Origin of the sequence: Butyricicoccus sp., assembly GCF_050872565.1 — a bacterium.
In the GTDB taxonomy this organism is placed as follows: Bacteria; Bacillota; Clostridia; order Oscillospirales; family Butyricicoccaceae; genus Butyricicoccus_A.
In genome coordinates, this window is the sequence record NZ_JBNMHC010000376.1 from 1 (window position 1) to 2,063 (window position 2,063).

2 protein-coding genes are annotated in these 2,063 nt (G+C 50.1%); both read right to left on the reverse strand.

Features of this window, described 5'->3' with window-relative positions; all coding sequences use genetic code 11:
* Window positions 1-79 precede the first annotated feature (79 nt).
* On the reverse strand, window positions 80-1,522 hold the full coding sequence (gene glgA / locus ACR0P9_RS11550; RefSeq protein WP_432620297.1) for a glycogen synthase GlgA: 1,443 nt from the start codon (window positions 1,520-1,522) through the stop codon (window positions 80-82).
* Window positions 1,523-1,774: 252 nt separating this feature from the next.
* Window positions 1,775-2,063 (reverse strand): hypothetical protein (locus ACR0P9_RS11555; protein WP_432620299.1); only part of this gene is annotated, 289 nt, incomplete at its 5' end.

Genomic DNA, 2,063 nt, shown 5'->3' on the forward strand with positions numbered 1-2,063 from the left:
ATGCATCATTAGAAGACAATCCATGCATAAAAAAGCGACCGCAGCAAAAAGCCACAGTCGCCTATCATGTTTTCAGGTATTACAGCAGAGAATCATACAATTCCTCATAGATCTTCGCGGAAGCGGTCCACGAATAATCCTCCGTCATGCCGCGCTCGACAATCGCCTTCCATGCGTCCGGCTCATCATAGAATACCTGTTCTGCATAGAAGATAGTATTGAGCATCTCATCCGCATTGTAATTGGCAAACGAGAAGCCGGTACCGGTCTGTTCAAAGCGGTTGTACGGCTGTACGGTATCGCGCAGACCGCCGGTCTCACGCACAATCGGAACGGTACCATAGCGCAGAGAAATCAGCTGGGTCAGACCGCACGGCTCAAACCGCGACGGCATCAGCATCGCATCTGCTGCCGCATACACGCGATGTGCACGGGTCTCATTGAACAGAATGTTCGCAGATACTTGTCCCTTTCGTGTCCATTCATAATAACGGAACAGATTCTCATAGCGCGGATCACCCGTGCCGATGATAACCAGCTGTACCCGTGAGGTCAGCAGGCGTTCCATGACCCACTCAACCAGATCCAGACCCTTCTGGTCGGTCAGACGGGTAATCATGGCGATCATCATGACATCCGGATCCTCCGGCATACCCAGCTCGCGCTGAATTGCCAGTTTACATGCCTTCTTGCCTTCTTCAAAGGTCTTGGCATCGTAGTTCTCGGCAATCATCTTATCGGTTGCCGGATCATACAAGTCATAATCAATGCCGTTGACAATGCCCCACAGCGAATCCGAGCGGGCATTGAGCAGACCATCCAGTCCCTCACCATAGTACGGCATACGAATCTCATTCGCATAGGTATTGCTGACCGTGGTAATGCGGTCTGCATAGACCAAGCCGCCCTTGAGCATATTCGCATCTCGATGGAATTCCATGCGTCCCAGCGTGAACACATGTCCCGGCAGGCCGGTAAAGCGGCGCATGGTCTGAATATCCCAAACGCCTTGGAACTTCAGGTTATGCACGGTCATAATCGTGCGGATGCCGCGGAAGAACGGATTGTCCTGGAACATTTCATGCAGGAACACCGGAATCAAGGCGGTCTGCCAATCGTGGCAGTGAATAATATCCGGACGGAAACCAATCACCGGCAGCATAGAGAGCACCGCCTTGGAGAAAAAGCTGAACTTCTGAATATCCCACAGAATATCGCTGTACAGCCGCTCGCCTTGGAAGAAATGCTCGTTGTCGATGTAATAATAGCGAATGCCATCAAATTCGCAGGTCATAATGCCGACATAGAAGTTGCCCAATTCGCCCAGATCCATATAGAAGCTGTCGAAATAGGAGAATCTGCTGCGGTATTTTTGCGGAATGCTGGTGTAGTCCGGAATGACAACGCGGACATCATACTTGTCTTTATCCAATGATTTCGGAAGTGCTCCGACAACATCAGCTAAGCCGCCCGTTTTGACAAACGGCACGCACTCCGATGCTGCAAACAATATATTTTTCATTATTGATTCCCTCCATCCTGATGAATCAAACCGTTTCTCTCTGTACGCTCTTTCCCTCCATATAGCTGCGAACACATCACAGTTACCGTATCGCACTACTTTATATCTTATATTATAAGATATTTATTTGGCACTGTCAACGGATGTTCGTGGGCATATCGCTATGTTTTTGTGCATGTTTTCGTCATTTTTTACCATTTTAGCGCACACACCGTCGATTTCTGTGCAGGCTTACGGGTTTATCTGACGATATTATCCCTCTGCGGAGCTGTCCGACTGTCCATACGAAAATCCGACATCGCCGCTGCCAGAGCCGGTATCTGCCGCACCGCCGCCATTGAGCGACATGACGCAGGCACCAACGGCCAGTGCAAACAACAAAATGACGATGATGACAACGACAACAATGCCGCGGCCGCTGATAATCTGCTCCGGACCGTCATCCTCCATATCCTCTTCCAGTTCTGCTTCGCGCTTAATGCGATTGCGCCGCATCGGTTCCTGTGTCTCTTCTGTGGCAACAAAATCCGTCGGAATAGGA